Source organism: Vreelandella sp. V005, from assembly GCF_052645115.1.
In genome coordinates this window covers 565687-591754 of sequence record NZ_JBQXYA010000002.1, presented here as the reverse complement: position 1 = coordinate 591754, position 26068 = coordinate 565687, and the positions used below count along the sequence as shown (strand labels likewise).

Sequence of the window (26068 nt, the reverse complement as noted above, 5' to 3'; positions counted from 1 at the left end):
TGTGGCTTTAATTCAACGGCTATCAAAGGCCCTGAGCGCCTCGGCGCAGCCAATCATGTACGAACGCTAGCTTGCGTCGGGCGACCTCAGAAAGCACAAAGGGATAAAGATCCGGCAAGCCCATGGCGCGATTAACATGATTAACCCCCACGGTGAGCGACGCGGCTACATATATCAGATGCTCGGCATCGGGTTCTGCGTACGGCTCCCATTGATGGCTGGGCAACTCTGGCGAAGAAAGATTGGACGCTGCAAAACTATCGGCGATATCGGTTAAATGCAGCAGATGTGCAGCGGTTTCGGCCCAGTCTTCATGTGGGTGAGCAGAGGCATAGGTCGTTAAATAACGCTCTTTCCAATCGGGTGGCGGCCCATCTTGATAGTGGCGTTGAAGAGCGGCCGTATAATCCTGGCGCTCGTCTCCAAACATCTCGCGGAAAGCGTCAAGGAAATCCTCACGCAGGCTTAGCCGCCACCATAGCATATGGGAAATTTCATGGCGCATATGGCCGATCATTGTCCGATAAGGCTCTTCTAGTGCCTCACGACGGGTCGTGACCAATACAGGGTCTACCTCGGCCACGCTGATGGTGACGACACCCTCTATGTGGCCCATTGGCACGGGCTTCTTCCCTTCCGCTAGTAAGTGAAAAACCGGTGGTGCGCCTGGGTCTTCTGGCCGAAACCAATGCCAGCGCCCCAGGTTATCCAATACCCAGCGCTTCGCCGCTTCGGTTTTCGCCCAGTTCGGTATCGCGTTAGGCAGACTGGGATCAGGGGCCAGCGCCGTCATCGCACACGAGCGGCAAAAAGCCCCCTCTTTCGGAGCGATCCAGTTACACCCTATGATGTCTCGATTGATGCAGAACGGCGGCATGGGTACAAATGCCCGAGCCTGGGGGTCGTAAGCGATAGGTATGCCGTCAGCCGTGGTGAGATTGTCGAACCAAAGAGAGCCGGCACCGACGGGATTAGAAAATACGCGCATGCGGTGAAGCTCCTGAAAAACGAGGAAAAGGGATCATCAAATAAACCGTTGAGCTTTCTCTTCTCCACAATCCTATTAAAAGTGTACTGCGCTTATTACTTGATGGCGAAACTGTTCATGGCCACATTGTATTTTTTCAAAACCATTTCATTTTGACGCTTTGTTATACCCTTACTGTGGCCCATTAGCCCTATTTCATTTCAAAACCACGTTTGGTTAAGAAGTCACGCATGTGAGGACGCAGCTTGTTATCGAAAAGGGGCTTGAGGTTATGTGACCAGTCGGTATCTTTATTGCTGCTGCTCCGAGCTTGGTAGTAAGCCTGCATGGTGGCATCAAAGGTTTTCACCTGCTCAGCGTCCTCAGTGTAGTAGTCTTCTTTCAAAATCGCTTCTACTGGCAGACGTGGTTTTACTTCAGGATCATGCGCTGGATAACCAAGACACATGCCAAACACCGGGTAAACATGATTGGGTAAGCGTAATAGATCACTAATTTCTTGGGGATTGTTACGAATGCCGCCGATATAACAGATCCCTAACCCTTCAGATTCAGCCGCTACTGCCACATTTTGCGCCATCAGAGCCGTGTCCACCGTCGCCACCAACATTTGCTCGGTCATCCCGCGCACGACGTTGGCACCTGTATGCTCAGACGCTTCGGTGGGCCGCTTCATATCAGCGCAGAACACTAAAAAATCGGCACAGGTAGCAATGTAACCCTGGCCGCCGGCTAACGCTGCGATTTGCTCCCGATTCGTCTGATTTTTCACATGGATAATGGTATATGCCTGTACATGGCTAGAGGTAGCAGCGCCCTGCCCTGCTTTAATCAGCTCATGGAGTAGCTCACTGGGAATCTGCCGATCGCTAAACTTGCGGATGGAGCGGTGAGCTTTAAGTAACTCAATAACGTCGTTCATGGTACCTCGCCTTAGAATATTCACTTTCACTAATAAGCATTAGAGCAACCTCTCATGATTCTATTATCTTATCGACTATGAGTTAGCCTCACCAGCTTACCTCTGCACTGATTGAGTATCCGTGCGTCACGCTCTTTTCTCACCCCCCTTTAATGCTTACTTTGTTTTTCGCTTGCTCCAACGCTCTAGAAGTAGATACATCATGCATGCCACCACGAGAGGGAATAAAAAGTAGATCGCTCGATAACCTATCAGCGCAGCGATAATCTCGCTGGAGGCCAATTGATGTTGCAACATAGCGATGAACACGGCCTCCAAGACGCCCAGGCCGGCGGGTATATGGGTCACCACGCCCGCTATACTACTGACCAGAAGAATTGCGAGAACAGTGGGATAGAAAACGCCTTGGGGTAGCAAAAGGTAGACAAGGACGGCCATCAAGGACCAATTAACCGCTCCCAATAATAATTGCAGTAAGGCTAAGCGTAGCGAGGGCAGCACGATGTCATGCTCCCGCCAGCGCCAGATACGCCGGCGGGAATAACGAGACGCTAGTAGATAGCTAAGGCAAATAACCAATAACCCCGCACCAACCAATTGCAAACCTAACGTGCTGATGTGCCAGTGCGGCGGTAACTCAATATACCCGAGGGTAAATAACGCACCCGCAAGCAGCATGTAGCCGAGCCAATTAGTGGTCAAACTCACACTCAACACCCGAGTCACCGTCGCCACACTCAAGCCAAACTGCGTGTAGAGCCGATAGCGAAGCGCAATGCCCCCCACCCAGGCGCCCAGGTTGAGGTTAAAGGCGTAGCATACGAACGCTAGCGGTAGCACCTGCGTAATGGGTAGGGTATGCCCGGTATACCACTTACCCAGCAGGTCATAGCTGCTGAAGACAGCAAAGCTTGCAGCAGTGACCCCTACCCCCATGACGACCAGAGCAGGGCTATATCCGCGCAGTGTCTCAACGACCGCCTGCCACTCCATATTCCGAACCAGCGAAAACAGTAAGGCAGCGACCACAGTAAAAAGCAACAAAGTGACGGCATGCTTTAGCCAGCGCGCCCAGGCGGTACGCAGAGCAGAGCGAATACCGCCCGTTTTTTTGCGGTTAGTCTGCATTCTGCTCACTCCTTTGCGCGTCTGCTTTTTGCGACCTGGGCGTCAGGGTTTCCATCCGTGCGGCATGCGCGGGCAGCCACCCCATGTGCTTGGGGAAATGACGCAGGGCGTGAAAGCTGACAAACATTAGCGGTGCCCGCCACCAGCGACCTTTGGCTGCGGCTTGAGCCGTTATCATTTGACAGCTGGTGTCGATGAGCATTGAGAGATGCTCATTGATCCTTTGGTTGAGCCGGCTATCACGTACGAAAAGATTGGCTTCCAGATTCAATGACAGGCTGATGGGATCGAGATTGCTCGACCCCACCGTAGACCACTCTTCATCAACGATGGCGATCTTTCCGTGTAATGGGTGCTCGGTATACTCAAAAATGCTAATCCCATCTTGCAACATATAGCTGTAAAGCGAGCTAGAGAACATTCTGGCCCAGGGCAAATCTGGACGTCCCTGCAAGATGAGCGTCACGCTAACGCCCCGCCTTGCCGCGTTGCGTAATTCGTGGAATAGGCGATAGCTGGGAAAAAAGTAAGCATTGGCAATGACAACGCGTGACCTCGCCGCATGAATCGCCTCAAGATAGAGCTTTTCGATATCATTGCGATGAAATGTGTTGTCGCGCACAGCCAGCCGGACAGCGGCGCCCCCAGTGGGCGACGATGAAGGCTGCGTGGGTGGCAGCTCCTGCACCGCCTGATGCTCAATCAGCAGTGCGCCTGCGGCTTCGCGAATGTCATTAACAATCGTTCCGCGTACCCGAAGGGCATAGTCTTGCTTGCCCATGACATACTTATCCGGCAGGTGATCGGCGCCAAAATTGATACCGCCGATAAAGGCGACATCACCATCCACGACAACGATTTTGCGGTGAAGGCGGCGAAACAAATTGGTGCGCATACCGAATAAACGCGGTTTGGGATCGTAGATATGAAGGCGGATGCCAGCGTTCGTCAGCGCCGTCATATAGTCATTGTCCAATGCCGCCGTTCCATAGCCGTCCACGGTAACGTGGATACGTACCTGTCTGGCGGCAGCATCAAACAAGACTTCTTTTAGTTGCTGGCCTACTTCATCATTAAAGATGATGAAGGTTTCGATTAATATCTCTTCGCGAGCCGCGCGAATGGCCTCAAAGACGCGACTAAAATATTCGTTTCCGTTGATCAGCAACTCGGTTTCGTTACTTTCCGTCCATTGGAAATTCACAAGCATATCTCGGCAATAAGCGGTACATGATCTGACAGATGAGACCAGGGCTTTCGGAACAAGGCCTGGGGATTGCGCACCGAAGCATGGCGTATATAAATACGGTCAAGGCGCACCAGCGGCCAGCGCGCTGGAAACGTCTTCGCCGGGCGGCCCTGGTGTTGCACGAATGCCTCGCAAAGCCCACAGTCCGCTAGCACACGGTCGGCCTGGCGTCGCCAGTCATTGAAGTCGCCTGCCACAATGACCGGTTCCTCGTCTGGTAGCGTTTCGAGCAATTGGCACAACCCGTTCAATTGCTCGAAACGATGTTTTTGCCGCAGCCCCAGATGAACGCAGACCGCATGCACGCCTTCGTGGCCAGGGACGTCTAACTGGCAATGCAGCAAGCCTCGCTTTTCATTATCAGGAATGGAAATATCTTTATTGTCGTACTGCACGATGGGATAGCGGGACAACAGCGCGTTGCCATGATCGCCTTGGGGATAGACGGCGTTACGGCCGTAGGCAAAGTCAGGCCATAGGGTATCTGCGAGGTATTCGTACTGCGGCACGCTCGGCCAGTCTTGAATGCGAACGGCATGCTGTCGGTGCTCGCCTATGACCTCTTATAGAAAGACCAGGTCAGCGGAGTGGGTCGTTATCGCATCACGCAGCTCGGGCAGGATATGGCGCCGATTAAAGACATTAAAGCCTTTATGCACATTAAGCGTCATGACCTGTAACGAATTAACAGGCTTGCTATGACGTGGTCTTGGGGTGGTCGTCTGTTCCATGACACTCACCTGAACTCCCTTCCTTTCCGTGACATTGCATCACGGAAAAGCGTAGCAGGAGAGCCTTGATCTTGCCTCTTACTTGCCGCATCTTGGCTTTATGCTAACGGCAGAATTTGTCTTCAGAACGGCAAAACATTCTACGAAAACACCCTACAGCAAATGCATGATCGCACCGCGTAGGCCACGTTGATCAAGCCATAGTTTGCCGAGCGTAATAGGCAGCTTAAATCGACGTTTGCCCGCTGCGCCTGGATTGAAAAGCAGCGTCCCTTCTCGTTGTTCGTTGCGGGGTTTATGGGAATGGCCGTGAAGAACGGCCTCGCAATGGGTTGTGGGAGCGGCGTCTTCTAAACGGTGCACAAGATGCAAACGGCGACCATTTACGACGATATCTTGATGCATCGGCAAACTCTCCGCCCAAGCAGCCGTATCAATGTTACCTCGCACGCAGTGAACGGGAGCCATGGTTTCAAGGCGCTGCAAAATCGCTTTATCCTCTTCTTTGCTGCCCACGTCTCCCAAGTGCAGCATTAACTCGCATCCCTGCAGTAAGACCAGCGCTTCATCACGCAATAAGCCATGGGTGTCGGCAATTATTCCTACGGGGGAAGTAACGGTATAGTGCGGTATTGATGCGTCCATTAATACGTTTACTCACTCTGCGATAGTAACTGCATGGTAGCTTTTATTGATAGAAAGCTACGTAACATTACTCAAACAGGGGATAGATTTAAATAACTGAAAATAACGCCTCATAATTGCATTAGAATTTCGTTACCAATCTAATAAGTTAGCCATTAGCCAGCTATACTCTGATGGTTATACCGATGTGACTATCATCCTTTGATGGAATAATAACGACGCCAGGAAGCTGACATGTCTAATACCTCTCAAAATGCACCCGGGCAAGAGTGGAACGCCAGCGGCTATGCCCAGAATGCGAACTTTGTGCCTAAATTAGGTAGTGAAGTCGTCAAGCTATTAGCCCCCCAACCCGGCGAACGTATTTTGGATCTCGGCTGCGGTGATGGCGCATTAACTGAGCGCTTAGTGCAATTAGGCGCTAATGTGCTGGGCGTCGATGCGTCAGAGGAGATGGTGGAGGCAGCCCGCCAGCGTGGCATTACGGCCCGTGCTATCGATGGTCACCAGCTGCCTTTCGATCATGAGTTTGATGCTGTTTTTAGCAATGCGGCGCTGCACTGGATGCTTGACCCTCAGGCTGTCTTGGCAGGCGTGAAACGGGCTTTGAAACCAGGGGGTCGGTTTGTGGCCGAGTTTGGTGGTCATGGCAATGTAGCCGCCATTTGTACCGCCCTCATTGCCGCCCTGCAATTTCGAGGCATTAGCGCCCGCGGGCGACATCCCTGGTACTTCCCTACACCGCAAGAGTACGGTCGTATGCTGGAAACGGTAGGGTTCAAGGTAGAGAGCATTGAGCTAATTCCACGCCCTACGCCTCTGCCTACCGGCATGATTGGATGGCTTGAAACCTTTGCCAGCCCGTTTTTACATGGGCTTGATGAAGATATACGCGAAGCAGTGGTGGAAAATACCTTAACGCTCTTAGGCCACAGCCTAAAGGATGAGCAAGGTAACTGGACAGCCGATTATGTTCGCCTGCGCGTTTCGGCCCGCGCATAAACCTAACAAGCCGCTAAACAAAAAGCCGCCGATAGTGAACCTTACCATCGGCGGCTTTTAATTAATGATGGCTTAGAATTCGTCCCACTCGTCAATCGAGGCCTTTTTACGTTGCGCCGCTGGTAGGCGTGGTGCGGGTTCCATATGGCTGCTAACGTTTTGCGCTTGGGTGTCAGGTGTGTGCGTTAACGCCGCATTGCTGGTGGCACTTTCATCAATTCGGAAAGTCGCCATCAACTCGGCTAATTGACGGGCCTGCCCTTCCAAGGCGCTGGCAGAACTGCTGGTTTGTTGAACCAGAGCAGCATTTTGCTGCGTCACCGAGTCCATTTCAGTAAGCGCCGCGTTGATCTGTTCAATACCACTATTCTGCTCTCGCGTTGCGGTCGAAATTTCACCCATCAAGGTGGTGACTTGGTGAATGGCGTCTACCGTCTGATGAATGGTCTGCCCACTTCGCTCCGCCTGTTCGGCGCCACCGTTGATCTTTGTGGTGGTTTGTTCTATCAAGCTGCGTATCTCTTTGGCGGAATCAGCACTGCGGGTCGCTAATGAGCGTACCTCGCTAGCCACGACGGCAAAGCCACGCCCTTGTTCACCGGCACGTGCTGCTTCAACCGAGGCATTAAGCGCTAAGATATTGGTTTGAAAGGCAATAGAATCAATCACACCGATAATGTCGTTTACTTGATTGGCACTGGCGGCAATCTCGCGCATTAGCTGCACAGTCCGCTCAACTTCTTCGCCACCTGACTCCGCAGATTTCGATGCCGCGACGGAAAGTTGATCCGCCTCTTGAGCCGTTTCAGCGTTCTTACTCACGGTCGTCGCCATCTCTTCCATACTAGAAGCCGTTTGCTGAAGTGCTGACGCCTGCTGTTCGGTACGCGAAGAGAGATCCTGGCTTCCTGTCGAAATATCGCCAGCACCATTGAACACATGCTCACTGCTGCCTCGCAAGGCAATCACCAGCTGTTTGAGCTTCTCTTGCATCGCCGCCAAGCCACTGAAAAGTTGGCCTATTTCATTCCGGCCACGATCTTCAATGTGGCCGGTTAAATCACCATCGGCGATCCGAGCAAAATGGTCACTGGCATCGCGAAGCGGTCTTACCACACTGCGCATCATGGCCCAACGGATCGCCACGGCGGCCAGCAATGAAATGCCGAGTAGGGTAAGGGCAATAACACCAATAACAGACGCTAATTGATTGACATGTTGAAGCACACTGGCGCCACGCTCTTCGGTATAAGCAATAAATCCGCTCATTGCCGCATCGAGCTCAGCACTTAAAGCCCCCAATTCTTCTTGACGACGCTGTATTTGAAAGGGGGCGGCCTCTAGCAACGGGGATATGCCTTGGGTTATAAATGCATCGTATGCGCTGATAATGGCATCACGGTGAGGGGCCAGCGTGCCTTCAGGATCAATGGGCACCGCCCGAAACTCAGTAAAGCGCTCCTCTGCAGCCGCCACGGCCTCGGCCGCCATGGCAAGGCTCTCCTGCCCTTTTTCTGGATTCCCTTGCGTACTAAAACTCGCCGAACGATCCAGAAAGGTTTGCGCTCTCAATGCGTGTACTTGTGTCCGGTTGGCTAAGTTGGTAAGTCTGACGTTGGTCGCTGTTAGTTCTTCCAGTGCTTGAGCGCTGTTTTGATTTGCATAAAACCCTAGCCCACTAATCAACCCAATCATCAGCACCAGCAATGCTAACGCGGCCGTCAGGCTCCACTTAATCGAAAGGTGCTTCATCCCGTTGTTCCCTTTTTCATTTATAAGTCATGGCATTAGGTATCGGCCAGGTATTAGCCAACTAAAACGATTTGGGGCAACTTTAGACCTTTGTATAACACATTAAGTGAAACAGCAGCGGTGACACTCTTTACGAGACCAGAGCCACCTTTGGTCGATGACACTTGGCTTGGTGGGCGACGTCCACTTGCAGCCACGCGCCTGGCATACAGGCTAGCCGAGGCGCTTCGATCACCCCCTGAATGCGTGCCCGCGTTCGCACGATGGCGCGGTTATTCGCTTTAAGCGTGCCTACCAAATGTCCATCAATATCGACACAATGCCCTTCCATGTAAGTGGTGACGTGGCCGGTCGCCGTCACTGAAACAGTGTGATTAGGCGCAATGACGGTTCCCGTTATGCGACCTTTAATGAATACCGGCTCATCTGCAATGACTTTGCCTGAAATATGCGTGGCTGCACCGATGCTCGTCCCGACATCGCTGCGCTCAACCACTGGGAACGCTCTAGTTGTCGCCACCGATGTGAGGGGTGTATTTCCTCCAAGTGGCTCGCTAGGCATGGGCGAAGCACTTACGATTGATAACGATGGCGAGCGGTCAGGGGCACCCGAGGTAGTCTGTTGACGTTTACGGCGCTTGCCGTCCCATACAATCAGCATCATTGCGCCAACACCAAAAATAATAAACCATGCTTGAATGCCCATACTGGTGCCCTGTCGCTTCAGATGTGGTTACCCCAGTTAACGTTATACGCTCTCTCATGAAGCGGCGGCAGCCCGAATAAGCCCTCTCACTCGGCTTAACTCCAAGCTTTGTTGTTTGAATAAGCAGATTAAAGTGCTTGATCAGAACTTTTTAGCTGTTAACACGCTGCCAAAAGAGACCTTGTCGTCATTCATCAGGAGCCACCCATGTTTACGAAAGCGAAGAATGCCCCACCTGAAAATAAAGCAGCCGCGCTCATCACGCCTGAAGCTACCTCCTCTTCGGCCCAGGGCTCGACAGCCAACCATGCGCGTTCAAGCCTGTCTGTCATTGGTAGCAATACGCAAGTGGAAGGGGACATTAATAGCGATGAGGACTTGACAGTAGAGGGGCGTGTTAGCGGCATTATCACCTGCAAGCAGCACACGGTGACACTGGGTGCAAAGGGTTATATTAAAGGCGATGTTTTTGCCCATACGCTGCACGTATCAGGAGAAGTCACCGGCAATCTCGTGGTACTACACCGCGCGACGATCCACAAAGGCGCCCATGTCTCAGGTACCATTGTCGCCCCTTGCTTGATACTGGAAGATGGCAGTGTTTTCCATGGCAGTATCGATATGAACCCGGATAACGAGATACTCAAAAGTGCTTTTAACGACGCTTCAGGCAGCTCAACAACGCCATCGATGCTAAGTAGTTCTTCAGGCGCCACGGCTCAAAAAGCAACCAAAGAACAACGTACCACCACCGCTCAAGCTATTAAGCAGGATGAAACCGAAGTGTGAGCGGAAAGCGCTGTCCCATGCTTAACGACGATGAGCACAAACTGCACAGGCAGGGTCTCGGGGAACTTGAAAGTGTCGCCATTGGCCGCTTAACCCATCAAAAGTGGATAACCCTTGGTGGGGTGTGCCTGCACCGCTAAGCAGCTTGAAGGCCTCAACCGCTTGAAAACAGCCGATCAAGCCTACTAAGGGCGCCATCACGCCACTCTCTGAACAGCTTAGCGCTTCTTCGCCACGCTCGTCAGGCGGGTAAAGACAAGCATAGCAAGGGCAAGACTCGTCGCGCGGATCAAACACTGCCAGCTGGCCTGAAAAGCGAATGGCCGCACCGGAAATAAGGGGCACACCGGCTTTTTGCGACGCCTCATTGACCGCATAGCGGCTTGAGAAACGGTCGGTGCAATCCAGCACCACCTGCGCAGACGCTATCAATTGCCCCAGCGCTTCACCTTCTGCATATTGGTCTAACGCCACAACTTCGCAGTGCGGATTAAGCGCTTGCATACTGGCCTGGGCCGAGTGGGCTTTGTTCAAACCAATGCTTGCCTGCTGATGCGCTATTTGACGCTGAAGATTAGAAAGCTCAACGTGATCGGCATCGGCGATGGTGATCCGTCCTACCCCAGCGGCGGCTAAATAGAGCGCCGCAGGCGAGCCTAAGCCGCCCGCACCAATGATGACGGCATGAGCAGATAGCATGCGCTCTTGGCCGTCGATATCGACCTCGGGCAGCATGATTTGGCGGCTATAGCGCAGCAGCGCCTGATCATCCATCATCGGCTCATTTATCCTCAAATTCCTCGAAAGCAGGGATATGCAAATTAAAGCTCTCTTTTACTTCTTCCATTACCACGTAACTCTTGGACTCTTTCACCCCAGGGAGCGTTAACACCACATCACCCAATAATTGGCGATACGCCGCCATTTCGGGAATACGGCACTTCAGAATGTAGTCAAACTGACCTGATACTAAATGACACTCTTGAATCTGGGGAAGTTTCTCGACAGCACGGCGAAACTCATCGAATACCGCAGGTGATTGTGTTTCTAAACTGATTTCGACAAAGACTAATAAATTAGCTTTCAATGCGCGAGGATCGAGAATGGCTTGATATCCACGAATAATGCCCGCTTTCTCTAAGCGCTTAACGCGTTCGAGGCAAGGGGTTGTGGATAACCCAACTTCAGAGGCAAGATCCACATAAGAAATACGCGCGTTCTCCTGCAAGCAGTGCAGGATTTTAAGATCGATACGGTCCAGCGTTCTATTTTTAGGTTTCATGCCAGAGTCCTTGATGCCAAAGTCCTTAATACCGAAGTCCTTCATGCGAGCCCCTCGCTAAAGGTTGTACTATAATGACGCTGAGTGAGCCGATCATTTATATACAAATTCTAATCAACCCGTTAATTATTAAATTAACCCCTTGAGTCAGCGCTGGGGAATTCGCAACGCTCATGGAAGTGAGCGCGGTTGCTTGAACTCAATGCGCTTAAGTGGCTGTTATTAGGCGCCCTAGAGTAACCCGTTCATGCCCTCCCAGGTCACGCACACTTTCAACGTTTTGATAGCCAGCGCTGGTGAGTGCAAGGCGCACCTTTGCGGCTTGGGTATACCCGTGCTCCAGCAGGAGCCAGCCAGATGCCGCCAAATAGCGCCGAGCGGTGGCTACCAGATGCAATAAATCAGCCATGCCATCGGCCTTGGCAACGAGTGCTGAGCGGGGCTCAAAGCGCACATCCCCTTCATCAAGATGGGGGTCATCGGCAGCGATATAGGGGGGATTACTGACAATAATATTGAAAAACGTTTCAGCATTACCATCGCTTGGCAGCGTGCCAAACCAATCACTGTGCAAAAAACGGGCGTTGGCAATCCCTAAGGCGTATGCATTACGGGTTGCCAGCTCCACCGCCTCTTGACGCACATCAACGCCCACGACTTGCCATCCCGGCTGCTCGCTGGCAAACGCCAATGCAATGGCGCCAGTACCAGTACCTAGGTCAAGCAGGCGGCCTGAAATACGCGTTACTCGGCTCAGTGCAATCTCGACCAGGGTTTCAGTATCGGGCCGGGGAATAAGCGTCGTGGACGAGGTCGCTAGGCGCAACCCCCAGAACTCGCGCTCGCCCGTCAGGTATGCGACCGGCTTGCCCTCTGCACGAGCGTCGATGAGTGCATCAAAGCGTGCTTGCTCCTGGGCGGAGCACATTTTATCGCCCCAGGTATAAAGCCAGGTACGATCCCGCTCGAGCACATGGCACATCAGGACCTCAGCATCGACTCGCGGCGAGGCAGACCCCGCCGCCTGAAGCCGCTTGGCAGCCTGTTTCAGAAGCACATCAAGCGACATTAGGCATCCTGAAGCGCTGAGAGCTGTTCCGCTTGATACTCATGAATCAGTGGGTTTATCACGTCATCCAACTGCTCACCGCTGACCACTTCACTCAGTTTATAAAGGGTCAAATTGATGCGATGGTCGGTAATCCGGCCTTGGGGAAAGTTATAAGTGCGGATGCGTTCGCTGCGGTCCCCCGAGCCCACCAGCGAGCGGCGGGCGTCCGCCTGCTCCTGGCGCTGGGAATCTACCGCATTGCGTTTGAGCTTGGCTGCCAACAGCGACATCGCTTTTGCACGGTTTTTGTGCTGGCTGCGCTCTTCCTGGCACTCCACCACAACGCCGGTCGGCAAGTGGGTAATGCGGATGGCGGAATCCGTGGTGTTAACGTGCTGGCCGCCAGCACCACTGGAACGATAGGTATCCACGCGCAGATCGGCCGGATTGATGTCGATATCACCAACGTCGTCTACTTCAGGCATGACGGCAACGGTGCAAGCGGAGGTGTGAATGCGGCCTTGAGATTCAGTGGCAGGTACGCGCTGCACTCGATGCGCGCCCGATTCGAATTTTAACTGAGCGTAAACACCATCGCCTTTTACCCTGGAAATAATTTCTTTGTAACCGCCCTGCTCGCCATGGTTAGCGCTGACGACTTCCACCCGCCACCCGCGCTTTTCCGCATAGCGTGAATACATGCGAAACAGATCACCCGCAAAAATAGCCGCCTCGTCGCCGCCGGTACCGGCGCGTACTTCTAAAAACACCCCCCGCCCATCATCAGGGTCTTTCGGCACCAACAAACGTTTGAGCTCGGTATCCAACTCGGCTAGCCGCTCACGCCCCTCGCTCAGCTCCATTTCCGCCAGCTCGCGCATGTCCGCGTCGCTGTCGCGGCTAAGCACCTCGGCCTCATCCATATTGGTTTCGATGTCACGATAGCGCTGCCAAGCGGCCACCAGTTCCTCGAGCTCAGCATATTCTCGCGAGTAATCGCGAAAGCGTTGTTGGTTATTGATCACTTCAGGATCAGATAGCAGCATCGCCAGCTCTTCAAAGCGTTCTGTAAAGCTGTCTAGGCGTTGGCGCAAAGTCTCTTTCATGCGGGCGTATCATCCTTCTGGCGGTTAGCCGGGGGCGCAGGCGTGGTTTCAAAGGCTGGTTTAGCGGGTAACAGCAGGCGCGGCGCGGCATTCAACAGCTCATGATGTTCTTCGGACGCCGCATCGCGTATCGCCTGGGTAGGCTGGTGCAGCAAGCGGTTGGTCAGTTGATGCGCTAGACGTTCGATGACTTTAGCAGGGTCTTCACCGCGTGCTAACCGCTCAAGAGCCTGGTCTTTAGAAAGATCACGCAGTGCTTCACCGTGCTGGCGATAGTCGCGTATCAATTCACCACCGTTGCGAATGCGCCGCTCATGCTGCCAACTGCCCACCCCGTGCTCTATTAGCGACTCCGCTTGATCAGCGGCGACTTGACGATGGCGACGGTTCTCTTGAATCACCTCTTCTAAATCGTCTACGGTGTAGAGAAACACATCGGCCAACTCGCCCACTTCGGGCTCGATGTCCCGGGGCACGGCGATATCCACCATAAACACCGGCCGGTGGCGACGTTTTTTTAGCGCCCGCTCCACCATGCCTTTGCCGAGTATAGGCAGCGGTGCCGCAGTCGAAGAGATCACGATATCGGCGTGCTCAAGGGCGTCGGGGATCTCTTGCAAGGTGATGGCCGTTCCCCCTAACGGCCCGGCCACGAGCTCGGCACGTTCGCGCGTCCGGTTGGCCACGGTTAGTTGGCGAACACCGGCTTCATTTAAGTGCCGGGCGACCAGCTCAATGGTTTCGCCAGCACCAATGAGCAGTGCGCGTGAGCGGCTGAAATCATCGAAAATGCGACTAGCCATACTGACCGCGGCATAGGCCACCGAGACAGGGTTTTTGCCAATACCGGTTTCGGTACGCACCTGCTTGGCTACGGCAAAGGTGTGTTGAAACAGGCGTTCAAGTTCGCCACCCAATCCTTTCGAGTCACGCGCCTGTTGATAGGCATCTTTCAGTTGCCCCAAAATCTGAGGTTCGCCCAGCACCATGGAATCAAGACCCACCGCGACACGCATCAAGTGACGCGCCGCATCGTTGTCTAAATAGTGATAGGCACAGCGGGTCAGCTCATCGACGCGCAAGTTATGAAAGCGTCCGAGCCAATTGAGTACCGCCTGCTCGCCAGCCGCATCCGTGACACAGTAAAGCTCCGTGCGGTTGCAAGTAGATAGCACCGCCGCTTCATGTATTTGTGGCAGGCTGCGCAGCTCAGCCAACGCGGTATCAAGCTGCGCTGGCGAAAAAGCCACCTGCTCACGCACGGCCACGCTGGCGGTACGATGATTTATTCCCAGGGCAAGAAGCGTCATGCGTTATGCGTCTTCGCTAGTGTGTCGGACTTTCGCCGACCGCCGGTCTTAAGCGGCCGCACCGTCAATTAGGGCTTGCTAAAACAAGTCTTTGGCGTGGTTCAGGCACTGCCTAACAACAGGCATAAAGATGGCTGACCACTTTTTCAAGGAGGAACATTCTATCACAGCAGGCTATCATCTGGCCCACACCACTTTGCCGCAGGCAGGCAAGCCGCTATGCTGAGCATTCGGCCACTTAATCGAGAGACGCATGCGACCTCGTTCTACCTTTTCAGGCCCTACTATTTTGGGCTCTTCATTGCTGGGCTTTGCACTTTCCAATACGTCTGGACCGCGCTTAGCGCTACTGCCAGTGGTGGCCGCATTATTTCTCGGCGGCTGCCAATCGACATCGAGCCAGCAGGATGGCCCCTTGGGCACCTGGGCCGATGACCCCATGCATGAAGCACCCCCTATCACGCGGGGGCTTGATGCTGCCGGCCTTAGCACCTTACTGGGGGCTGAGCTGGCCGGCCAGCGCGGCAATTATCGCCTTGCCAGCCAAGGTTATCTTGAAGCGGCGCAACGCTACCGCGAGCCAGCGCTTGCCGAGCGCGCCACGTTCGCTGCCCGCTTTGGCAATGAAGCCGCTTTAGTAGAAGCGTCTGCGCTACGTTGGCGTGAACTGGCTCCACAAGCAGAAGCCCCCAATCGTCTGCTGGCGGCTTTTTCATTACAGCGCGGTGACTGGCTCGACAGCCTCGAACAGCGTCTGGATATTGCCAACGCTGGCGGCCATGGTGATATAACCGCCTTTGCAGAAATTGCCGTGGCCGAAGAAGGCGCGCCTCTTACCCTCATTGCTCAGCAACTGCGCGACCACCTAGCGCAACCCAACGCCGATCAGTTAGCACACCATAGCGATGTATTGCTGGGTACAGCCTTGATTGAAGCGGCCCTTGGCGACACCACCGTAGCCCAGCGGCGTCTTGATCAAGTCGCGCTGCTCGACCCTGAATTAGCAACATTGTGGCTGGTAAGGGCACGTCTTGCGCTAGAGATGGAAGACTACTCGGCTGCTCGGAAGGCGGCTCAGCAAGGCCTGCAACTCGCCCCTGACGATGCGCGCTTTATCTTGCTACTAGCCCAAGCAGAAATCCGCCTTAACAATATTAGTGCGGCTGAAGTGCAAACCAACGCGTTGCTGGAAAGTCATGGCGGCAACCAGGATCTGCGTTTATCACTGGCCCAGCTGTATCTGGAAGAGGGACACCCTGAACCTGCTAAGCGGCTGTTGCAGCCTTTGATCGGGCAGCCGGAGGTACCGAATCTAGCCTACTTCCTGCTCGGAACGATTACCCAAGCTCAGGGCGAGACCGACAACGCGCTACTCTATTACCGCCAAGTGAGCGAAGGCGATGAATTTTTGCCTGCTCGCGCGGCCGCAGCGCAAATGCTGGTGGAACAAGACCGCCTACTGGATGCCCGCGCCTTTCTGCGCATTGAGCGGATGCGCTTTGACAACTATTTCACTGAACTGGTGATGCTCGAAGTCCAGTTACTGGATGAGATGAACCAGCCCGCCGACGCGAACGCATTATTGGATCGCGAAATCAACCGCACACCCGATGATGCCGCCCTGCTTTATATGCGCGCCATGCGTCGTTGGGAAGCAGGTGATATCGAGGGTATGGAGCAGGATTTACGACAAGTGTTGCGCACCGACCCAAACAATGCCGAAGCTCTCAATGCGCTAGGTTACACGCTGGCAGACCTTAACCTGCCTGGGCGCCTACAAGAGGCATTTGAACTCATCGAACGCGCCTACGAAGCCGACCCTGACAACCCCGCCGTGCTCGATAGCATGGGCTGGGTGTACTTCCGCTTGGGCCAGCCCGAAGAAGCGCTTCTCTGGCTTGAAAGCGCTTATACCCAACTACCCGACCAAGAGGTCGCCGCCCATTTAGCCGAGGTATTGCAGGCGCTAGGACGTGAAGAAGAGGCACGCCGCCTGATCCAGCAGATTATGCAGCGCACCAACTTGCATCCTCAGATCGACAACTTGCTTGAGCGCTATCCTGAACTAACACCGCCAGTGACACCCTAACGCTACGTCACCCGACGGCGCCCCATCATGTTACGCTTGCGCCGTCATTTCCCAACATGGAGCCCGTTTATGCCGACACTGATGTCCTTTCCGCTACGCTCACCTTCTCTCCCTGCCTTTACGCGCTTGTGGGTATTGGGCCTTGCCCTCTTGTTCCTGGCAGGGTGTGCCTCACAGGGCCCAGTAGATGAAAGCGGCCGACAAGCGGGTCAGTGGGAGCGTCAACAGGCTGACGTAGTAGCATTCGATACTTGGACACTCGTCGGCAAAGCAGGGCTGCGCACCCCCCAAGAGAACGTCAGCGCCAATCTAGACTGGAATCAGACCCCATACTATTTCCGCATGCTGATCAGTGGACCGTTTGGTGGTGGGCGCAATGTGCTTGAGGGTCGTGAAGGTCGCTTCTCACTCTCTAATAGCGACGGTCGCTTTGAGGCAGAAACCCCAGAAGCGCTTATGGAAGAACAGTTGGGCTGGTCGTTACCCGTCACTGCCATGCCCAACTGGGTGCGTGGGCTGCCCGGCGAAAACGCAAGCTACGAACTGGAAACCGATGAACTCGGCTTCCCCAGCCACTTGGCACAAGACGGCTGGGAGATCGATTATCGTGACTGGGAACAGTTTGAAGGCATGTGGCTGCCGCGCCGGTTAATCATGAACTACGACGATGTACGCATTACGCTCGTGGTCAATCAGTGGCAAGCCAGCGACGAGTAAGGGTAATCGTTTTAATGAACGCGCAGCTGACATTACCGGCCCCCGCCAAGCTTAACCGCATGCTACACATCGTGGGCCGCCGGGAAGACGGCTACCACTCGCTGCAGACGCTCTTTCAGTTTATCGACCTGAATGATCACCTGACCCTGGCGGCTCGCGACGATGGCGACATTGAGCTCACCCAAGCGGTCAGCGGCGTGCATCACGATGACAATCTAATCGTACGTGCAGCCAGGTTACTGCAGCGCCACAGCGGCACGTTGCTGGGAGCCACCCTGTCTATTAACAAGCAGTTGCCCATGGGTGGCGGCTTAGGGGGCGGCAGTTCCAACGCGGCGACGACGCTGGTGGGGTTGAATCATCTCTGGCAGTTGAATCTGTCGCTAGAGGAACTGGCACGTTTGGGGTTACAGCTTGGGGCCGACGTACCCGTTTTCGTACACGGCCATAGCGCGTGGGCGGAAGGGATCGGGGAACAGCTGTCATTGGTGACGCTTGATACCCCCTGGTTCGTCATTATTCACCCCGGCATTAGCGTGTCGACGCCCGGTATCTTTCAAGACCCGCAATTGACACGTGACAGCCGCCCCATTACTATGGCGCGCGCACTGCAGGGGGGAGCGCCGGAGTGGCGCAATGACTGTGAAGCTGTCGTAAAAGAACGCTATCCGCCCATTGCGGAAGCCCTTGACTGGCTTGCACAGCACGCACCTAGTCGGTTGACCGGTACGGGCGCTTGCGTGTTCGCTGCCTTTGAGTCGCAGCAAACGGCACAGGCAATCGCGCAATTAGCGAGCCCACGTTGGTCGACATGGGTAGCGCGCGGACTCAACACCTCTCCCCTATATGATGCTCTGGGCTATTTATAGTCGCGATCTGGGCTTTTTATAGGCCCGCTCTGGGCAGTTTATAGTCCCGCTCTGGGCAGCTAAAAGCGCCCGGTCAGCGCGTTAGGTTATTGCTGGGGTATCGCCAAGTGGTAAGGCACCGGTTTTTGGTATCGGCATTCCCAGGTTCGAATCCTGGTACCCCAGCCAACCCAACAATGGCCTGCGTTTTTCCCCCGATCCCCAACACTGCAAAGGTGGTTGCGCGTGTCAAAATTGATGGTTTTCGCCGGGAATGCTAATCCCGCACTCGCTCAAAAAATTGCCGAGAGCTTAGACAGCCGTATGGGTAACGCTACGGTAGGTCAATTCAGCGACGGCGAAATCGCAGTCGAGATCAATGAGAACGTGCGCGGCAAGGATGTCTTCATCCTGCAGTCCACCTGTGCACCGACCAACGACAATCTGATGGAGTTGATTCTGATGGTCGACGCACTGCGTCGTGCCTCGGCAACTCGCATTACCGCTGTGCTGCCTTACTTTGGCTATGCACGTCAGGATCGCCGCGTACGCTCGGCGCGCGTACCTATTTCCGCCAAAGTAGTGGCCGACATGATGGTCAAGGCAGGCGTTGACCGCGTGATGACCATGGATCTCCATGCGGATCAGATTCAAGGCTTCTTTGATGTGCCGGTCGACAACGTCTATGGCTCACCGATTTTGCTGGATGATATCGAGCGTCAGAATTACAGCGACCTTGTCGTGGTTTCTCCCGACGTAGGCGGCGTTGTTCGCGCACGTGCCATCGCCAAACAGCTGAATGCCGATCTCGCCATTATTGATAAGCGTCGCCCTCAGGCGAATCAAGCCCAGGTGATGCACATCATTGGTGAGATTGAAGGCCGCACCTGTGTCGTGGTCGACGATATGATCGACACCGCAGGCACGCTGTGTAAAGCCGGTGAAGCGCTCAAGGATCACGGCGCAAAGCGCGTTGTGGCTTACGCAACGCACCCGATCCTGTCAGGCCCAGCGGTTGATAACATTACCAACTCCGTACTGGATGAAGTGGTGGTGACCGACACCATCCCGCTCTCTGACGTTGCACGTCGGAGCGGCAAAATTCGCCAGTTGAGCGTTGCGGGCCTAATCGCTGAAGCGATTCGTCGGGTCAGCAACGAAGAATCTGTCAGTGCGATGTTCCACTAATCGCCTGACGATATAGCCCCCTTTTGGGGCCACGGAAACGTCGTCGTCTGGTCGCGGTCGGCGGCGTCTTCCTTACTTAAACTAAGAGGCAATTCCATGTCTGATTTTATCCTGAAAGCCAGCGTTCGTAACGACCTGGGGAAAGGTGCGAGCCGCCGCCTGCGTCGTGCGAACCAGCAAGTACCTGCCGTTGTATACGGTGGTGAAAAAGGCGCGCAGTCCATCTCTGTAGAAAAAACCGCTTTCTACAAGGCGATTGAAGACGAATCTTTCTTCTCCTCAGTCATCAAGCTGATGATCGACGGTAAAGAAGAGCAAGTGGTTGTTCGTGACCTGCAGCGTCACCCTTTCAAGCCGCTGCTAACCCACGCTGACTTCCTGCGCGTTGATGCTACCCACGAAATCACCATGAACGTGCCGCTGCACGTGACGGGCGAAGAGAAGTGTGTAGGTATTAAAGACCAAGGCGGTGAACTGCACGTACTGGCCAACGAAGTTGCGATCAGCTGCTTGCCGAAAGACCTGCCTGACTTCATTGAAGTCGACATCGCTGCTGTTGAGCTTGGCACTACGCTGCACCTGTCTGACCTTACCCTGCCGGCCGGCGTCACTTCTGTTGACCTGTCCCACGGCGAAGAGCACGACAATGCGGTACTGAGCATCACCAAAGTGAAAGTTCGTACCGAAGAAGATGAAGATGGTGAAGGCGAAGACGAAGGTGAAGAAGGCGCTAGCGCCGAGTAAGTACGCAGCATGAAGCATCCCATCGGGGCCATGCCTGCATGGCCCCGTAATGCGGACATGATGTTAGAATCAAGCGCCTCGGCGCTTGATTTTTTTTAGGGCTGCCGCTGGCACCATGCTGAGAATTCTCCTTTAAAGTGGCTAGGAGGTGGGAAGATGAGCCAGGTAATGGCCATTATTGGATTGGGCAACCCCGGCGCAGAATATGACGCCACGCGGCATAATGCAGGCTTCTGGCTGGTAGACGCTATTGCGCGAAGTGCTCATGCAGAACTGCGCCCCGAAAAGAAGTTTCTTGGCCATTACGCCAAAGTGCGCCTGGGGGATGAGGAACTACACTTACTCAATCCTGCTACCTTTATGAACCGCAGCGGCGCCTCGGTGGCAGCCCTGTGTCAGTTTTTCAAGTTAGCACCCGAAAATTTGCTGGTCGCCCATGACGAACTAGATCTTCCGCCTGGGCTGGCACGCTATAAAACCGGTGGCGGTCACGGCGGCCACAACGGCCTGCGCGATATCATCAGCGCGCTAGGCAATCAGAAACAGTTTCATCGGGTGAGGATTGGCATTGGCCACCCTGGTGAGGCGCGCCAGGTCACCAACTATGTACTGGGACGCCCTGGCAAGGCTGAACAGGAAGCTATCGTTCGCGCGATGGACGAATGCATCACTACCCTTCCACTCGCACTGGCAGGCGACTGGGCCAAAGCCATGAATCAATTGCACAGCCTAAGGCCAGACTAACCAAGCCGGTGGCTGGTAGCTAGCGCATCTCGTAGAATGGCAATAACTTTTACGCCTCACCCTCTTATTCTCAGGAACATTTTATGGGTTTCAATTGCGGCATCGTCGGCCTGCCCAACGTCGGCAAGTCCACACTATTCAATGCATTGACCAAATCAGGCATCGATGCAGAAAACTTCCCTTTCTGCACCATAGAGCCGAACGTGGGTATCGTCCCGATGCCCGACCCGCGCCTCGACAAGCTCGCTGAGATCGTCAAACCGCAGAAAGTGCTGCCGACCACCATGGAGTTCGTCGACATCGCGGGCTTGGTCGCAGGCGCTTCCAAAGGCGAAGGCCTGGGCAATAAATTCCTGGCCAACATCCGTGAAACCCAGGCGATTGCCCACGTGGTACGCTGCTTCGATAACGACAATGTCATTCACGTAGCCAATCAGGTCGACCCCCGCGCGGATATTGAAACTATCAATTTAGAGCTGGCCCTGGCTGATCTGGATACCGTCGAAAAAGCCAGCCAACGACTGGTTCGCTCGGTGAAGGGCGGCGATAAAGACGCCATTGCCACCAAGGCGATCCTTGACCGCATCCAACCCCACGTAGCAGAAGGCTTACCGCTGCGCAGCTTTGGCTTAAGCGAAGAAGAGCAGCGTCAGGTGAAGAGCTTTGGCTTTTTGACCCTCAAGCCCACCATGTACATTGCCAACGTCAATGAAGACGGTTTCGAGAACAATCCCTACCTGGATATCGTGAACGAAATCGCCGCCGAGGAAGGCGCACTGGTAGTGCCCGTATGCAACCAGCTGGAAGCTGAAATCGCTGAGCTGGACGATGAAGAGCGCTCCATGTTCCTCAGTGAGATGGGCATGGAAGAGCCAGGCCTTGATAGAGTCATTCGCGCTGGTTACTCCCTGCTGGGTCTACAAACCTACTTCACTGCCGGTGTTAAAGAAGTTCGCGCCTGGACAGTGAAAGAGGGTGCCACGGCCCCAGAAGCCGCTGGTGTGATTCACACTGATTTTCAGAAAGGCTTTATTCGTGCTGAAGTCGTCGCCTATGACGATTTTGTATCACTCGGCGGCGAGCAAGGCGCCAAAGATGCAGGCAAATGGCGCCTGGAAGGTAAAGAGTACATCGTCAAAGATGGCGACGTGGTGCACTTCCGCTTCAATGTGTAAGCGGTAGCTCCTCTACGGGAGCAATAAAATATTGACTAAAATCAGTTTTGTCAGTACCATTCGCCCCCGTTGAAAGGCTACGTAGCTCAGCTGGTTAGAGCACATCACTCATAATGATGGGGTCCCCTGTTCAAATCAGGGCGTAGCCACCAAAGCTTATAAAAAGCCCGCTAACATTGTTAGCGGGCTTTTTGTTTTTCCCGATTTAGGCTAGACCAACACGGTTAGCTCAGCGTTGGACGGTTTAAAAACAGCGTTAAAGCGCGGGTTAGATATTCTACATCTTTCGTGCCTGCGGTCTCCCGAACCGAGTGCATCGCCCACTGCGGCACGCCGACATCAATGGTAGGCACACCTAACTCTGTGGCAGTGATAGGCCCAATGGTGCTGCCACAACCCATATCAGCACGTGTCACAAACGACTGCACCGGCACATCTGCCTCACGGCACACATCACGAAACAGGGCACTTGTCACGCTATTGGTAGCGTAGCGCTGGCTAGCATTTACCTTGATCACCGGACCGCCGTTAATCGCTGGGCCGTGGCGTTCATCATGCTTGTCACGGAAGTTAGGGTGTAGCGCGTGGGCGTTATCGCAAGAGATCATCAACGACGACTGAATCAGTTGAATCAGCGACTCGTCATTGCCCTTTTCGCCGTCCTTGCCCCCTAACTGGCTGTTAATACGCGTTAGCACATCCGCCAGAAAAGGACCTTGAGCGCCGCAGGCGCTGGCACTGCCCACCTCCTCGTGGTCATTGGCTACCAACAGGGCGCCCTGACTACCATCGCTGTCCAACAGCGCTTCCAACCCCATAAAACAGGAAAGCAGATTATCCAACCGGGCGCTCGCCACCAGCTCCTGCTTGACGCCCACTAGCGATGGCGGCTGCACATCATAAAAGCCTAGCTCGAAATCGACCACTTCCACGGCACGCAAGCCATGCTGCTCTTCAAGCCATTGCCCTACTAACTCAACGAACGTGGCCGCCTCACTTTGCATCAACACCGGCGCCATTTGCGTCTGTGCATTGATTGGGCGTCCGCTGTTCACATCCCGATCCAGGTGGATTGCCAAGCTGGGTATGGTGGCAATAGCGCGATTGATATTGAGCAACACGCTTTCTAGTTGTCCATCGGCGTGACGGACATGTACGCGCCCCGCCAAGCCCAAATCACGATCAAACCAAGGGGCGAGCAGCACGCCACCGTATACTTGAACGCCTAACTGCAGCCAGCCCGCAGAGCGCTGGGTCGCGTTGGGCTTTAGATGCAAGCCAGGGCTATCGGTGTGTGCCCCCATCATGCGCAACGCGGTTAAATTTGACGTAGGCAATTGAAAAGCAATGATGGCTGAGTCATTTCGGGTAACGTAGTAACGTTTGCCCGGCGACAGATGCCAGTTCGCCTTCTCTTCCAGCCGCTGAAAACCGGCTTGCTCCAATCGCGAGGCCATATTGCTTGCGGCGTGCCAGGGTGTCGGGGAATGACGTAAAAAGTCACATAGACGCGTTAAACGGTCAGCGTTGAAAGTCTCGGACATTGAAATCCTCGTAACAGTAATGATTGAGTCTCATAGCGCAGGCGACCTGCTACAATACTCCCTCGGCCTACGCAACTCATGGGTCAAATGCGAGTCTAGGGAAGAATGAGTGTACACAAATCCGGGAGAGCTTGACTGATGAGCTTGTTTGCAACGCTTTCGCGTTCGGTCGCCCTGGCGGTCATGCTGGTTGTTACCAGCCCTGCTGCCTTTGCGCAACTCGAGCCGACCGATGAACAACGCCAGGCGGCAGTGGAAATTGCGGATTCGCTCCGCTACGGCCACTACGCTGACATAAATTTTGACGACGCATGGTCGCAAGATGCGTTCCAACGCTATTTGGATATTCTTGACGGTCAGCGGGCTTACTTGCTGCGTAGTGATATCGAGCCCTACCGCCATTTAGAAACCAACATGGCCGACGCCCTTTTTAATGGCGACCTGGACGACGCATTTAGTCTGTACAACACCTTTAGCGATCGCCAACGCGCTCGCCTTGAGTCACTGCTAGCCGAACTTGATGAAGGTCTCGACTTTAGTTTTGAAAGCAACGAGCGTTTAGAGATCGATCGTGAAGACACCCCCTGGGCTTCCCGGCAAAGCGAGCTCGATGAGCTTTGGCGCAAACGGCTCGAAAACGACGCACTGACACTTGCCCTAACCGACCAAGACAACGAACAGATTGAAACCAATCTGCGCCAGCGCTATGAAGGCCAATTGACGCGATTGGAGCAAACCGAAGCAGAAGACGTTTTCGGCGTGCTAATGGCGGCGGTTACCGGCAGCATTGACCCTCATACCGGCTACCTCTCGCCCCGCCAGGGCGAATCTTTCGATATTCAGATGAGCCTCTCTCTTGAAGGAATTGGCGCCTTGCTTCAATCGGACGGCGAGTACGTTAAAGTTGCAAGCTTAGTGCCCGGCGGGCCAGCCGAGCGCGCAGGCGTACTCGAACCCGCAGATCGCATCATTGCCGTTGGCCAGGAAGAAGGCGAGATGGTTAACGTTGTGGGCATGCGCCTGGACAATGTCGTTGATCTGATTCGCGGCTCCAAAGGTTCAGTGGTCCGCTTGGATGTGGTACCCGCCCAAGCAGTCGACATGACCCGCTCACAAACCGTTGAGATTACCCGCGACACCGTTAGCCTGGAAGACCAAGCTGCCAGCAGTGAAATTATCGAGGTAGAGCGTGATGGCGAACCCCACCGCCTGGGGGTCATCAACGTACCGACGTTCTATGTTGATTTCGATGCGTGGCAAGCCGGTGAAGAGGAGTATCGCAGCACCACCCGTGATGTTGCCAAAGAAGTCGAACACCTTAAAGAAGAAGGCGTGGAAGGCATTGTGCTTGACCTGCGCAACAACGGCGGTGGCGCGCTACAAGAGGCCAATTCGCTGATCGGTCTATTTATTGACCGCGGCCCCACGGTTCAGGTTCGTGACGCCCAAGGGCGTATTCAGCTCTACGGCGATAGCGAGGCAGGCACTCTGTACGATGGCCCCCTAGGCGTCTTGGTCAATCGTCTCTCTGCCTCGGCGTCGGAAATCTTTGCCGGTGCTATCCAGGATTATGGCCGCGGCCTGGTGCTCGGCACGCCCACGTTCGGCAAAGGGACTGTCCAAACGCTTAACGAGCTGAGCCATGGTCAGATCAAGCTCACCCGCGCCAAGTTCTATCGCATTTCTGGCGACAGCACCCAGAACCGTGGTGTAGAACCAGACATCGACTTCCCTAGCCTTATCGACCCCGAGCGCATCGGCGAAAGCAGTCTGGATAACGCCCTAGCCTGGGATACCGTGCAAGATGTTCAGTATCGCCGCTATGGTGAACCGGAAAGCATGCTTGACAAGCTCATTGCCCAGCATGATACGCGCGCTCAGGATAATCCTAATTTCCGCTATCTTGAACGCCAGTCTACCCTCGCCCGGCAGCTGCGCGAACAGCACACCAGCGTGAGCCTGAACCGCGAACAGCGCGAGCGTGAAATGGAAGCCCAGGAAGCTGAGCAGCTCTCCCTGGAAAACCAACGCCGCCGCGCACTGGGCCTTGAAGAGCTGGACGAGTGGATGGATGCTCGGACAGACACCACGGCAGACGTCGGCGAAGAGAGTGATGACGCCTCCGCCCAAGAGGGTGAGACCGAAGAGGACGAAGCACTGGCCGTTGATCGTGCTTACGTACTTGAATCCGCTGAGATCCTTCTCGACTACGCCCACCTGCAGGCATCTCAGCGGTTAGCAGCTAAGCGTTAATGACTAAGCGTTAATGACGAAGCATTAAAAACTCGCTAAAAAAACGCCGGTTTCTTCATGAGGAACCGGCGTTTTTGTTTTGCCGTCTTGTTGCGCTGTTTCAAC

25 protein-coding genes and 2 tRNA genes are annotated in these 26068 nt (G+C 54.4%); 12 read left to right on the top strand and 15 right to left on the bottom strand.

The genetic code is table 11. The features are described from left to right. Positions 1–22: 22 nt before the first annotated feature. The 7 genes from ACUN8H_RS07970 to ACUN8H_RS07940 form a co-directional block, all read right to left on the bottom strand. On the bottom strand, positions 23–988 hold the full coding sequence (locus ACUN8H_RS07970; protein WP_445531611.1) for a zinc-binding metallopeptidase family protein: 966 nt from the start codon (positions 986–988) through the stop codon (positions 23–25). A gap of 190 nt (positions 989–1178) precedes the next feature. Next, complete coding sequence (gene nfsA, locus ACUN8H_RS07965; RefSeq protein ID WP_445531610.1) at positions 1179–1910, bottom strand: oxygen-insensitive NADPH nitroreductase; 732 nt, start codon at positions 1908–1910, stop codon at positions 1179–1181. 156 nt (positions 1911–2066) lie between these two features. Continuing rightward, complete coding sequence (locus ACUN8H_RS07960; RefSeq protein ID WP_445531609.1) at positions 2067–3038, bottom strand: lysylphosphatidylglycerol synthase domain-containing protein; 972 nt, start codon at positions 3036–3038, stop codon at positions 2067–2069. After that, positions 3028–4248 carry a cardiolipin synthase ClsB gene (gene clsB / locus ACUN8H_RS07955; protein ID WP_445531608.1) on the bottom strand — a complete coding sequence of 407 codons (1221 nt, stop codon included), beginning with the start codon at positions 4246–4248 and terminating at the stop codon, positions 3028–3030. Before clsB ends, ACUN8H_RS07960 begins: the two co-directional genes overlap by 11 nt. Next, positions 4239–4796: an endonuclease/exonuclease/phosphatase family protein gene (locus ACUN8H_RS07950; RefSeq protein ID WP_445531607.1), complete on the bottom strand. Its 558-nt coding sequence runs from the start codon at positions 4794–4796 to the stop codon at positions 4239–4241. Before ACUN8H_RS07950 ends, clsB begins: the two co-directional genes overlap by 10 nt. A gap of 54 nt (positions 4797–4850) precedes the next feature. Next, complete coding sequence (locus tag ACUN8H_RS07945) at positions 4851–5018, bottom strand: endonuclease/exonuclease/phosphatase family protein (RefSeq protein WP_445531606.1); 168 nt, start codon at positions 5016–5018, stop codon at positions 4851–4853. Positions 5019–5171: 153 nt separating this feature from the next. Then, the gene (locus tag ACUN8H_RS07940; RefSeq protein ID WP_445531605.1) at positions 5172–5663 is read right to left on the bottom strand and encodes a metallophosphoesterase family protein; all 492 of its coding nucleotides are present in this window, start codon (positions 5661–5663) and stop codon (positions 5172–5174) included. Positions 5664–5897: 234 nt separating this feature from the next. Between ACUN8H_RS07940 and ACUN8H_RS07935 the strand changes: the two genes are divergently transcribed. Continuing rightward, positions 5898–6665 (top strand): class I SAM-dependent methyltransferase, encoded by a 768-nt coding sequence (locus ACUN8H_RS07935; RefSeq protein ID WP_445531604.1) that lies wholly within the window; start codon positions 5898–5900, stop codon positions 6663–6665. 72 nt (positions 6666–6737) lie between these two features. On the opposite strand, the gene ACUN8H_RS07930 is transcribed toward ACUN8H_RS07935, so the two are convergent. Further along, entirely contained in the window at positions 6738–8417 is a 1680-nt protein-coding gene (locus ACUN8H_RS07930) for a methyl-accepting chemotaxis protein (protein WP_445531603.1), read from the bottom strand. Positions 8418–8547: 130 nt separating this feature from the next. Then, a complete protein-coding gene (locus tag ACUN8H_RS07925; RefSeq protein WP_445531602.1) occupies positions 8548–9123 on the bottom strand; it encodes a bactofilin family protein in 576 nt (191 codons plus the stop codon). Between the two features lie 207 nt (positions 9124–9330). Here ACUN8H_RS07925 and ACUN8H_RS07920 point away from each other — a divergent pair, with 207 nt between their 5' ends. Further along, positions 9331–9912: a bactofilin family protein gene (locus tag ACUN8H_RS07920; RefSeq protein ID WP_445531601.1), complete on the top strand. Its 582-nt coding sequence runs from the start codon at positions 9331–9333 to the stop codon at positions 9910–9912. Positions 9913–9933: 21 nt separating this feature from the next. Here the strand turns inward: ACUN8H_RS07920 and ACUN8H_RS07915 are convergent, their stop codons facing one another. The 5 genes from ACUN8H_RS07915 to hemA form a co-directional block, all read right to left on the bottom strand. Next, positions 9934–10689, bottom strand: a complete 756-nt coding sequence (locus tag ACUN8H_RS07915; RefSeq protein ID WP_445531600.1) for a HesA/MoeB/ThiF family protein — start codon at positions 10687–10689, stop codon at positions 9934–9936. Between the two features lie 4 nt (positions 10690–10693). Further along, on the bottom strand, positions 10694–11194 hold the full coding sequence (locus ACUN8H_RS07910; protein WP_290694738.1) for an Lrp/AsnC ligand binding domain-containing protein: 501 nt from the start codon (positions 11192–11194) through the stop codon (positions 10694–10696). Positions 11195–11402: 208 nt separating this feature from the next. Then, on the bottom strand, positions 11403–12263 hold the full coding sequence (prmC, locus tag ACUN8H_RS07905; protein WP_445531599.1) for a peptide chain release factor N(5)-glutamine methyltransferase: 861 nt from the start codon (positions 12261–12263) through the stop codon (positions 11403–11405). Next, positions 12263–13351 (bottom strand): peptide chain release factor 1, encoded by a 1089-nt coding sequence (gene prfA, locus ACUN8H_RS07900; RefSeq protein ID WP_445531598.1) that lies wholly within the window; start codon positions 13349–13351, stop codon positions 12263–12265. Before prfA ends, prmC begins: the two co-directional genes overlap by 1 nt. Next, complete coding sequence (hemA, locus tag ACUN8H_RS07895; RefSeq protein ID WP_445531597.1) at positions 13348–14661, bottom strand: glutamyl-tRNA reductase; 1314 nt, start codon at positions 14659–14661, stop codon at positions 13348–13350. The genes prfA and hemA overlap by 4 nt, the downstream gene beginning before the upstream one ends. Before the next feature lie 253 nt (positions 14662–14914). Here hemA and ACUN8H_RS07890 point away from each other — a divergent pair, with 253 nt between their 5' ends. The 9 genes from ACUN8H_RS07890 to ACUN8H_RS07850 all read left to right on the top strand — a co-directional run bounded on the left by ACUN8H_RS07890 (position 14915) and on the right by ACUN8H_RS07850 (position 22318). After that, positions 14915–16750: a tetratricopeptide repeat protein gene (locus ACUN8H_RS07890; protein ID WP_445531596.1), complete on the top strand. Its 1836-nt coding sequence runs from the start codon at positions 14915–14917 to the stop codon at positions 16748–16750. Positions 16751–16819: 69 nt separating this feature from the next. After that, complete coding sequence (gene lolB, locus ACUN8H_RS07885) at positions 16820–17467, top strand: lipoprotein insertase outer membrane protein LolB (RefSeq protein ID WP_445531595.1); 648 nt, start codon at positions 16820–16822, stop codon at positions 17465–17467. 14 nt (positions 17468–17481) lie between these two features. Further along, positions 17482–18336: a 4-(cytidine 5'-diphospho)-2-C-methyl-D-erythritol kinase gene (gene ispE, locus ACUN8H_RS07880; protein WP_445531594.1), complete on the top strand. Its 855-nt coding sequence runs from the start codon at positions 17482–17484 to the stop codon at positions 18334–18336. Between the two features lie 93 nt (positions 18337–18429). After that, positions 18430–18504, top strand: a tRNA-Gln gene (locus ACUN8H_RS07875). 57 nt (positions 18505–18561) lie between these two features. Beyond that, entirely contained in the window at positions 18562–19503 is a 942-nt protein-coding gene (locus ACUN8H_RS07870; RefSeq protein WP_009287569.1) for a ribose-phosphate pyrophosphokinase, read from the top strand. A 96-nt stretch (positions 19504–19599) separates the two neighbouring features. After that, the gene (locus tag ACUN8H_RS07865; protein ID WP_445531593.1) at positions 19600–20247 is read left to right on the top strand and encodes a 50S ribosomal protein L25/general stress protein Ctc; all 648 of its coding nucleotides are present in this window, start codon (positions 19600–19602) and stop codon (positions 20245–20247) included. A 156-nt stretch (positions 20248–20403) separates the two neighbouring features. Continuing rightward, positions 20404–20991, top strand: coding sequence for an aminoacyl-tRNA hydrolase (gene pth / locus ACUN8H_RS07860; protein ID WP_445531592.1), 588 nt, complete (start codon positions 20404–20406; stop codon positions 20989–20991). An 83-nt stretch (positions 20992–21074) separates the two neighbouring features. Beyond that, positions 21075–22166, top strand: a complete 1092-nt coding sequence (gene ychF, locus ACUN8H_RS07855; protein WP_445531591.1) for a redox-regulated ATPase YchF — start codon at positions 21075–21077, stop codon at positions 22164–22166. 75 nt (positions 22167–22241) lie between these two features. Beyond that, a tRNA-Met gene (locus ACUN8H_RS07850) sits at positions 22242–22318 on the top strand. 72 nt (positions 22319–22390) lie between these two features. Here ACUN8H_RS07850 and ACUN8H_RS07845 read toward each other — a convergent pair. Beyond that, positions 22391–23710, bottom strand: coding sequence for a M18 family aminopeptidase (locus ACUN8H_RS07845; RefSeq protein ID WP_445531590.1), 1320 nt, complete (start codon positions 23708–23710; stop codon positions 22391–22393). Between the two features lie 138 nt (positions 23711–23848). Between ACUN8H_RS07845 and ACUN8H_RS07840 the strand changes: the two genes are divergently transcribed. Further along, positions 23849–25963, top strand: coding sequence for a carboxy terminal-processing peptidase (locus ACUN8H_RS07840; RefSeq protein ID WP_445531589.1), 2115 nt, complete (start codon positions 23849–23851; stop codon positions 25961–25963). Positions 25964–26068: the final 105 nt, after the last annotated feature.

What these genes read in the sequence shown, in the direction of transcription:
- lolB (WP_445531595.1), top strand. Translation starts at nt 16,820, where the DNA reads ATGCCGACACTGATGTCCTTTCCGCTACGCTCACCTTCTCTCCCTGCC.
- ACUN8H_RS07920 (WP_445531601.1), top strand. Translation starts at nt 9,331, where the DNA reads ATGTTTACGAAAGCGAAGAATGCCCCACCTGAAAATAAAGCAGCCGCG.
- ACUN8H_RS07910 (WP_290694738.1), bottom strand. Translation starts at nt 11,194, where the DNA reads ATGAAACCTAAAAATAGAACGCTGGACCGTATCGATCTTAAAATCCTG.
- clsB (WP_445531608.1), bottom strand. Translation starts at nt 4,248, where the DNA reads ATGCTTGTGAATTTCCAATGGACGGAAAGTAACGAAACCGAGTTGCTG.
- ACUN8H_RS07840 (WP_445531589.1), top strand. Translation starts at nt 23,849, where the DNA reads ATGAGCTTGTTTGCAACGCTTTCGCGTTCGGTCGCCCTGGCGGTCATG.
- ychF (WP_445531591.1), top strand. Translation starts at nt 21,075, where the DNA reads ATGGGTTTCAATTGCGGCATCGTCGGCCTGCCCAACGTCGGCAAGTCC.
- prfA (WP_445531598.1), bottom strand. Translation starts at nt 13,351, where the DNA reads ATGAAAGAGACTTTGCGCCAACGCCTAGACAGCTTTACAGAACGCTTT.
- ACUN8H_RS07930 (WP_445531603.1), bottom strand. Translation starts at nt 8,417, where the DNA reads ATGAAGCACCTTTCGATTAAGTGGAGCCTGACGGCCGCGTTAGCATTG.
- ACUN8H_RS07890 (WP_445531596.1), top strand. Translation starts at nt 14,915, where the DNA reads ATGCGACCTCGTTCTACCTTTTCAGGCCCTACTATTTTGGGCTCTTCA.
- ACUN8H_RS07915 (WP_445531600.1), bottom strand. Translation starts at nt 10,689, where the DNA reads ATGATGGATGATCAGGCGCTGCTGCGCTATAGCCGCCAAATCATGCTG.
- ispE (WP_445531594.1), top strand. Translation starts at nt 17,482, where the DNA reads ATGAACGCGCAGCTGACATTACCGGCCCCCGCCAAGCTTAACCGCATG.
- nfsA (WP_445531610.1), bottom strand. Translation starts at nt 1,910, where the DNA reads ATGAACGACGTTATTGAGTTACTTAAAGCTCACCGCTCCATCCGCAAG.
- ACUN8H_RS07945 (WP_445531606.1), bottom strand. Translation starts at nt 5,018, where the DNA reads ATGGAACAGACGACCACCCCAAGACCACGTCATAGCAAGCCTGTTAAT.
- ACUN8H_RS07865 (WP_445531593.1), top strand. Translation starts at nt 19,600, where the DNA reads ATGTCTGATTTTATCCTGAAAGCCAGCGTTCGTAACGACCTGGGGAAA.
- ACUN8H_RS07845 (WP_445531590.1), bottom strand. Translation starts at nt 23,710, where the DNA reads ATGTCCGAGACTTTCAACGCTGACCGTTTAACGCGTCTATGTGACTTT.
- ACUN8H_RS07960 (WP_445531609.1), bottom strand. Translation starts at nt 3,038, where the DNA reads ATGCAGACTAACCGCAAAAAAACGGGCGGTATTCGCTCTGCTCTGCGT.
- ACUN8H_RS07925 (WP_445531602.1), bottom strand. Translation starts at nt 9,123, where the DNA reads ATGGGCATTCAAGCATGGTTTATTATTTTTGGTGTTGGCGCAATGATG.
- hemA (WP_445531597.1), bottom strand. Translation starts at nt 14,661, where the DNA reads ATGACGCTTCTTGCCCTGGGAATAAATCATCGTACCGCCAGCGTGGCC.
- ACUN8H_RS07970 (WP_445531611.1), bottom strand. Translation starts at nt 988, where the DNA reads ATGCGCGTATTTTCTAATCCCGTCGGTGCCGGCTCTCTTTGGTTCGAC.
- prmC (WP_445531599.1), bottom strand. Translation starts at nt 12,263, where the DNA reads ATGTCGCTTGATGTGCTTCTGAAACAGGCTGCCAAGCGGCTTCAGGCG.
- ACUN8H_RS07935 (WP_445531604.1), top strand. Translation starts at nt 5,898, where the DNA reads ATGTCTAATACCTCTCAAAATGCACCCGGGCAAGAGTGGAACGCCAGC.
- pth (WP_445531592.1), top strand. Translation starts at nt 20,404, where the DNA reads ATGAGCCAGGTAATGGCCATTATTGGATTGGGCAACCCCGGCGCAGAA.
- ACUN8H_RS07940 (WP_445531605.1), bottom strand. Translation starts at nt 5,663, where the DNA reads ATGGACGCATCAATACCGCACTATACCGTTACTTCCCCCGTAGGAATA.